The 7,672-nt window shown below is 43.8% G+C and carries 6 protein-coding genes; all 6 read left to right on the top strand.

The window, feature by feature from the left end:
- Positions 1-279: 279 nt before the first annotated feature.
- The 6 genes from ACT8YW_RS20850 to fucP all read left to right on the top strand — a co-directional run bounded on the left by ACT8YW_RS20850 (position 280) and on the right by fucP (position 7,065).
- Positions 280-1,275, top strand: a complete 996-nt coding sequence (locus tag ACT8YW_RS20850; RefSeq protein WP_444107020.1) for a GntR family transcriptional regulator — start codon at positions 280-282, stop codon at positions 1,273-1,275.
- Positions 1,276-1,342: 67 nt separating this feature from the next.
- Entirely contained in the window at positions 1,343-3,118 is a 1,776-nt protein-coding gene (fucI, locus tag ACT8YW_RS20845; protein WP_444107019.1) for an L-fucose isomerase, read from the top strand.
- 132 nt (positions 3,119-3,250) lie between these two features.
- Positions 3,251-3,889, top strand: coding sequence for a class II aldolase/adducin family protein (locus ACT8YW_RS20840; protein ID WP_444107018.1), 639 nt, complete (start codon positions 3,251-3,253; stop codon positions 3,887-3,889).
- Positions 3,890-3,906: 17 nt separating this feature from the next.
- A complete protein-coding gene (locus ACT8YW_RS20835; protein WP_444107017.1) occupies positions 3,907-5,337 on the top strand; it encodes a rhamnulokinase in 1,431 nt (476 codons plus the stop codon).
- Between the two features lie 6 nt (positions 5,338-5,343).
- Positions 5,344-5,736, top strand: coding sequence for an L-rhamnose mutarotase (locus ACT8YW_RS20830; RefSeq protein WP_444107016.1), 393 nt, complete (start codon positions 5,344-5,346; stop codon positions 5,734-5,736).
- Between the two features lie 18 nt (positions 5,737-5,754).
- The gene (gene fucP, locus ACT8YW_RS20825) at positions 5,755-7,065 is read left to right on the top strand and encodes an L-fucose:H+ symporter permease (protein WP_008640670.1); all 1,311 of its coding nucleotides are present in this window, start codon (positions 5,755-5,757) and stop codon (positions 7,063-7,065) included.
- The last annotated feature ends 607 nt before the right edge of the window (positions 7,066-7,672 follow it).

Genomic DNA, 7,672 nt, shown 5'->3' with positions numbered 1-7,672 from the left:
GCTGCTGAAGCTGCTGAAAAAGCTGCTGCTGAAGCACCTGCAGAAGAAGCTGCCGCAGCTCCGGCTGAAGAAGCTCCTGCAACAGAAGCTGCTGCTGAATAAATTTCAGCAGATTCCGAATAAGAAATTAGGAAAAAGCTATAATCCTCTCCGGTTCGCCGAAGGGGATTTTTTTATTACTTTCTGCTATAAAACATATCAAATTATTTATTCCGTTCAGAATAAAATGCCTTTCTTTGCATCAGCATAGTTCAGCACAGTATTATTTATTTTTCCAGCATGAAACGAACTGATAAAAAGGCAGCATTCGGACAACAGTCGAGCAAGGTTACGCAACTAGCGGACGCACTTAGCCAAGCAATCTCCAGGAAAGAATTTCTTGAAGGAGATTCTTTGCCTTCCATCAATCAGTTAAGTGCTCAATACGGAGTATCACGCGACACTGTTTTCAAGGCTTTCCTTGATTTACGCGAACGAGGACTAATCGACTCCACTCCCGGAAAAGGATATTACGTAACGAGCCAAGTGACCAATGTTTTATTGCTGCTCGACCAATATACTCCTTTCAAAGAAGCTTTATACAATAGTTTCGTCAGACACCTGCCTATTAATTATAAGGTAGACTTATTGTTCCATCAATACAACGAACGGCTATTCAACACCATCCTCCGGGAATCCATAGGAAAATACAACAAATACATCGTGATGAATTTTGATAACGAGAAATTCAGCACAGTTCTCAATAAAATTAATCCCACAAAATTGCTACTTCTTGATTTCGGTAAATTCGAAAAAGAGAAGTATTCATATATCTGCCAGGATTTTGATGAATCTTTCTATCAAGCATTGCATTTGCTCAAGGAAAGGCTGAAAAACTATCATCAGCTTGTGTTTCTGTTTCCGAAAAGCCTGAAACACCCTCAAAGCAGTAAGGAATATTTCACCCGTTTCTGTCAGGAACAAGGATTCCTCTGTGAGGTACAGGAGGACATCGAGAATCTGACAATACGCAAGGGAACTGTTTACATTGCTATCAAGCAACAAGACGTAGTAAAAGTAGTGAAGCAAGGTAGATTGGAAGGACTGAAATGCGGAAAAGATTTCGGTCTGTTGGCATACAATGATATTCCTTCTTACGAGGTGATTGACGAAGGAATAACCTCATTAAGTATTGATTGGGAAATGATGGGAAACGAAGCAGCCAATTTCGTTCTCAATAATGTACCAGTGCAGAAGTTCTTGCCGACAGAGGTAAGACTTCGAAAGTCGCTTTAATTTTTTTTGCAATATAATCAGCACAGTTCAGCACAGATGTTAATTAATCCTTTAATAGATAGAAACCATGAAAAAGTATCCGAAAATCGGGATTCGTCCCACAATCGATGGTCGCCAGGGTGGCGTTCGCGAAAGCCTTGAAGAAAAAACAATGAACCTGGCAAAAGCAGTAGCCGAGCTAATCAGCAGTAACCTGAAAAACGGTGATGGTAGCCCGGTGGAATGTGTCATTGCCGATAGTACTATCGGACGCGTAGCCGAAAGTGCCGCCTGTGCGGAAAAGTTTGAAAAAGAAGGAGTAGGATCTACCATTACCGTTACTTCTTGCTGGTGCTACGGTGCAGAAACAATGGATATGAATCCTCATTATCCGAAAGCTGTCTGGGGATTTAACGGTACAGAACGTCCGGGAGCTGTGTATCTTGCTGCCGTACTTGCGGGACATGCCCAAAAAGGTCTTCCTGCATTCGGTATTTACGGACGCGACGTTCAGGATCTGGACGATAATACAATCCCTGAAGATGTATCAGAAAAGATTCTTCGTTTTGCACGTGCTGCACAGGCAGTAGCTACCATGAGAGGCAAATCTTACCTGTCAATGGGCAGTGTATCTATGGGTATCGCCGGTTCCATCGTCAATCCTGATTTCTTCCAAGAGTATTTGGGAATGCGTAATGAGTCAGTAGACCTCACAGAAATCATCCGCCGAATGGACGAAGGTATCTATGACCACGAAGAATATGCCAAAGCCATGGCCTGGACTGAAAAAAATTGTAAGACAAACGAAGGTGAAGACTTCAAGAACCGTCCTGAAAAACGTAAAACCCGTGAACAGAAAGATGCTGATTGGGAATTCATTGTAAAGATGACGATTATCATGCGCGACTTGATGACCGGAAATCCCAAATTGAAAGAAATGGGATTCAAGGAAGAAGCCTTGGGACACAATGCCATTGCAGCCGGTTTCCAAGGACAACGCCAATGGACAGACTTCTATCCTAACGGTGACTATCCGGAAGCTCTGCTCAATACTTCTTTTGACTGGAACGGTATTCGTGAAGCATTTGTCGTAGCTACCGAGAACGATGCCTGCAACGGCGTAGCTATGCTGTTCGGACATTTATTGACCAACCGCGCCCAAATATTCTCCGACGTACGTACTTACTGGAGTCCTGAAGCCGTGAAACGTGTAACCGGCAAAGAATTGAGCGGATTGGCAGCAAATGGTATCATTCATCTTATCAATTCCGGCGCAACAACTCTCGACGGTTCCGGCCAATCATTAGACGCGGCAGGCAATCCGGTTATGAAAGAACCATGGAACCTGACGGACGCTGATGTAGAAAACTGCCTGAAAGCAACTACTTGGTATCCGGCAGACCGTGACTACTTCCGTGGCGGCGGTTTCTCTTCCAACTTCCTGTCAAAAGGTGGCATGCCCGTAACCATGATGCGCCTCAACCTGATTAAAGGCTTAGGCCCTGTCCTGCAAATCGCAGAAGGATGGACAGTAGAAATAGACCCGGAAATCCACCAGAAACTCAATATGCGTACAGATCCGACATGGCCTACCACCTGGTTTGTACCGCGTCTGTGTGAAAAACCGGCTTTCAAAGATGTATATTCAGTAATGAATAACTGGGGAGCCAATCATGGAGCCATCAGCTATGGACACATCGGTCAGGACTTAATCACTCTTGCTTCCATGCTCCGCATCCCGGTATGTATGCACAATGTAGAAGAAGACCAGATGTTCCGTCCGGCAGCCTGGAACGCCTTCGGCATGGATAAAGAAGGATCAGATTACAGAGCTTGCGCAACTTACGGTCCTATCTACAAATAATATTAATTTAGGCACGAATTCCACGGATTACGCTATTGCTTTATGCAAAGCATATTTCTAAAAACCGTGAAATCCGTGTAATCCGTGCCTAAAATGAATTTACTTATCAATTAATAATTTACCTTTGCAATTATGATTACCAACGAACATATCGAACAGTTCATCCAACAAGCACACCGTTACGGAGATGCAAAGTTAATGCTATGCAGCAGCGGTAACCTTTCCTGGAGAATCGGCGAAGAAGCATTGATTTCCGGTACGGGTTCCTGGGTTCCCACACTTGGCAAAGAGAAAGTATCTATCTGCCATATTGCCAACGGCACTCCTACCAATGGTGTAAAACCTTCTATGGAAAGTACATTCCATTTAGGGATTCTCCGCGAACGTCCGGACGTCAATGTCGTTCTCCACTTTCAATCGGAATATGCCACGGCTGTCTCCTGCATGAAAAACAAACCGACAAACTTCAATGTAACAGCAGAAATTCCCTGTCATGTAGGTTCGGAAATACCTGTGATTCCGTATTATCGTCCCGGCTCACCGGAACTGGCAAAAGCTGTGGTAGAAGCCATGCTAAAGCATAACTCGGTTTTACTGACCAACCACGGGCAAGTGGTATGCGGAAAAGACTTCGACCAAGTATACGAACGGGCCACCTTCTTTGAAATGGCTTGCCGCATCATCGTTCAATCCGGCGGTGATTATTCAGTACTCACACCGGCAGAAATTGAAGACCTGGAAATCTACGTATTAGGAAAGAAAACCAACTAATATCCGGGCAATATACCATGAAAGATACCATCAAACACACTTATTTAGCAGCAGACTTCGGAGGCGGAAGTGGACGGATTATCGCCGGCTTCCTTCACCATGGCAAACTGGAGTTGGAAGAGGTATACCGCTTCTCCAACCGGCAGGTCAAACTAGGAAATCATATCTACTGGGATTTCCCGGCACTGTTCGAAGATATGAAGACCGGACTGAAACTGGCTGCACAAAAAGGATATGCCGTAAAAAGTATTGGTATTGACACCTGGGGAGTGGATTTCGGACTGATTGACAAACATGGAAACCTGTTAGGAAATCCAGTCTGTTACCGGGACGCAAGAACAGAAGGAATACCGGAAGAAGTATTCAAGCTACTGGATGAACGCCAACACTATGCCGACACCGGTATTCAGGTGATGGCTATCAATACACTGTTTCAACTTTACAGCATGAAACAGCATCAAGATGCGCAGTTGGAAGTTGCCCGGCAACTGTTATTCATGCCCGACCTCTTCAGCTATTTCCTGACAGGAGTAGCCAATAATGAATATTGCATTGCTTCCACCTCCGAATTACTCGATGCCCAATCGCGGAACTGGTCACTGGATACCATACGCGCCTTAGGTCTTCCCGAACATCTGTTCGGTGAGATTATTCTCCCCGGAACAATCAGGGGGACTCTGAAAGAGGATATTGCCCGCGAAACGGGACTGGGTACCGTAGACGTTATTGCTGTCGGCTCACACGACACAGCCAGTGCCGTCGCCGCTGTTCCTGCCGTAGAAAGTCCTATCGCTTTCCTTAGTTCCGGCACTTGGTCGCTACTGGGAGTGGAAGTGGATGAACCCATATTGACGGAAGAAGCAAGAAAAGCTCAATTCACCAATGAAGGAGGCGTAGACGGCAAAATCCGTTTCCTACAGAATATAACAGGATTATGGATTTTGCAACGCTTGATGAGTGAATGGAAAGCATGTGGCGAAGAACAAAATTATGATATAATCATCCCGCAAGCTGCCGAAGCACAGATTGCGACCATTATCCCTGTGGATGACGCAACATTCATGAATCCGGAAAATATGGAAAACGCTCTTATTCATTATTGTCGGCATCATGCTTTGCAAGTGCCGAAAAACAAAGCAGAAACCGTGCGATGTGTACTCCAGTCATTAGCTTTCAAATATCGGCAGGCGGTGGAACAGCTCAACCGTTGTCTCCCCTCTCCGATCCGTCAGCTAAACATCATCGGCGGAGGATCACAAAACCAATTACTCAACCAACTGACAGCTGACGAACTCGGTATTCCCGTTTATGCAGGTCCGATAGAAGCCACTGCAATGGGAAACATTCTGACACAGGCTATGGCAAAAGGAGAAATAGCCGATCTCCGTGAATTGAGAGAGATTGTAACTCGTAGCGTTACACCACAAGTATATTACCCTAAAAAATAAAAGTATATGGAAACACCCAAAACCGGTTATCAGGTTCAATCTTATGACGTTCCCGTCAAACGATATTGCCAAACCCTCGATTTACGCGATTCTCCGGAACTGATCGCTGAATATCGGAAAAGACATAGCCAGGCGGAAGCATGGCCCGAAATCCTAGCCGGGATCCGGGAAGTCGGTATTCTGGAAATGGAAATTTATATCTTGGGAACACGACTGTTTATGATTGTCGAAACTTCCCTTGATTTTGACTGGGACACAGCAATGGAACGCCTGAACACGCTTCCCCGCCAACAGGAGTGGGAAGAATATATGGCCATCTTCCAGCAAGCCGCTCCCGGAATGAGTTCCGCAGAGAAATGGAAACCGATGGAGAGAATGTTCCATTTGTATAACACTTAAAAAATACCAGAAACAACCATGAAACACCCCAAACAGTCCATCCTCTCGAAAGATGGCATCAGTTATCTTATACCTTTTGTTCTCATTACCTCATGTTTTGCATTATGGGGATTTGCCAATGATATTACCAATCCGATGGTAAAGGCATTCTCCAAGATTTTCCGGATGAGTGCCACCGACGGAGCATTGGTACAGGTTGCCTTCTATGGAGGGTACTTTGCAATGGCTTTCCCGGCTGCCATATTCATCCGCAAATATTCCTACAAAGCCGGTGTTTTGTTAGGACTGGGAATGTATGCTTTCGGAGCATTCTTATTCTTTCCTGCTAAAATGACGGGAGAATATTATCCGTTTTTGATTGCCTATTTCATCCTGACCTGCGGATTGTCCTTCCTCGAGACAAGCTGTAACCCGTATATTCTTTCTATGGGAACAGAAGAAACAGCTACCCGGCGTTTGAACCTTGCACAGTCTTTCAATCCGATGGGGTCACTTCTCGGAATGTATGTAGCCATGCAGTTCATTCAAGCGAAGCTACATCCGATGTGTACCGAAGACCGTGCATTACTTAACGACAGTGAATTTCAAGCAATTAAAGAAAGTGACCTTAGCGTCCTGATTGCTCCTTATCTCATTATCGGACTTATCATTGTAGCTATGTTACTTCTGATACGATTCGTCAAGATGCCGAAAAATGGAGATCAGAATCATAGAATAGATTTCTTTCCTACACTGAAACGCATTTTCACCCAAACACGTTATCGTGAAGGGGTAATTGCTCAATTCTTCTATGTAGGCGCGCAAATTATGTGCTGGACTTTCATCATTCAATATGGAACACGCTTGTTCATGTCACAAGGTATGGACGAGAAAAGTGCGGAAGTGCTATCACAACAATATAATATCATAGCAATGGTGATATTTTGTATCAGCCGTTTCATTTGCACATTCATTCTGCGCTATCTCAATGCTGGTAAATTGCTGATGATCCTCGCTATCTTCGGAGGTATTTTCACTTTAGGCGTAATCTTCCTTCAAAATATCTTCGGAATGTATTGCCTTGTAGCAGTATCGGCTTGCATGTCATTGATGTTCCCTACCATCTACGGTATTGCCTTGAAAGGCATGGGAGATGATGCTAAGTTTGGAGCTGCAGGCCTTATTATGGCTATCTTGGGAGGCTCTGTTCTTCCACCGCTACAAGCAAGTATCATTGACCTGAAACAAATCGCCTGGTTGCCGGCTGTCAATGTTTCATTCATTCTACCCTTCATATGCTTCCTTGTAATCATCGGTTATGGTTATCGTACAGTGAAAAGAAACTGGTAGGAAACATGCCTGAAAATAGTGACGCTATCCCATCATGATACCGTCACCATCCCACTCATATAGTGACGCTATCCTTGGCGGATAGCGTCACTATTTTATTTTCCTCTTATTCAAAACAATATCAATATTCTTTCGCAAGAAAAAAACGACTTATGGAAAAACGGTACACCGCTTTCACTCTTTTGTAACTTCAGACCAGCATGTTGCTAACAAACCATAATAGCATTTTACCTTTTATCTCCACAAGCACACCAAACAGCAACAAACCATTATACGACATTCACAACATCATCCACTTGTTACAACTTATCATTATTTTTACTTCGCAGGAATAAATCGTACTTCCTTTCTACCCATATATGAGAAAATATAAAATGGTACTCATCGAGATATTTATCGATAGTACCGAACATGCCACACGTTCTCCCCCACCTGTATTTTCATACAGTATATAAAACATTCAATAAACAAGAAATAGATCTTTGTCACTTGGAGGAAATTCACCATTTCCGAAAGAATGATTCAAACTGTTAGAATTCAGACTCTATATATAGACTTCACCTTCAACTATTCACCCTCAAGATATAAATAATTACGAGTTTATATT

It is taken from the genome of Bacteroides sp. (genome assembly GCF_052357945.1).
GTDB lineage: Bacteria > Bacteroidota > Bacteroidia > Bacteroidales > Bacteroidaceae > Bacteroides.
This window is presented reverse-complemented; position numbering and strand designations above follow the sequence as displayed.